We start from the raw sequence: 584 nt of genomic DNA on the forward strand, positions 1-584 counted from the left end.
GATCGCCGCCGCCCACGTCGCCGGCGCCCTCACCCTCGACGACGCCGCACGGATCGTCGCCCTGCGCAGCCGCGCCATCACCCGCCTCTCCGGGCGCGGTGGCATGCTCTCCGTCCTGGCTCCGCAGGAGCGCATCGGCGAACACCTCACGGCAGGTCTGCAGATCGCCGTGGTCAACGGCCCCGAGCAGGTCGTCGTCTCCGGCTCCCCCGAGGAGCTGGACGCCCTCGCCGCACGCTGCGAGGCCGACGGCATCCAGGCGCGGCGGATCGCCGTCGACTACGCCTCCCACTCCCCGCAGGTCGAGGACCTGCGCGAGGAACTCCTCGAACTCCTCGCCCCGGTCGAGCCGCGCACCGGCCACACCCCTCTGATCTCGACGGTCACGGGTGAGGCCATCGACACCGCGACGATGGACGCCGCCTACTGGTTCACCAACCTGCGCGAAACCGTCCGCTTCGACACCGCCCTCACCACCCTCCTGGCCACCGGCCACCGCGTCTTCGTCGAGACCAGCCCGCACCCCGTCCTCACCGGCCCCGTCACCCAGGCCGCCGAGAACACCGGCACCGAAGGCGTCCGCG

Annotated in this window: 1 protein-coding gene; it reads left to right on the forward strand. The window is 72.9% G+C overall.

Annotated features, from left to right (window positions below):
- Nucleotides 1–584 (forward strand): acyltransferase domain-containing protein (locus tag ADK60_RS23460; RefSeq protein ID WP_159400544.1); only part of this gene is annotated, 584 nt, incomplete at both ends.

Origin of the sequence: Streptomyces sp. XY431 (assembly GCF_001279805.1) — a bacterium.
Taxonomy (GTDB): domain Bacteria; phylum Actinomycetota; class Actinomycetes; order Streptomycetales; family Streptomycetaceae; genus Kitasatospora; species Kitasatospora purpeofusca.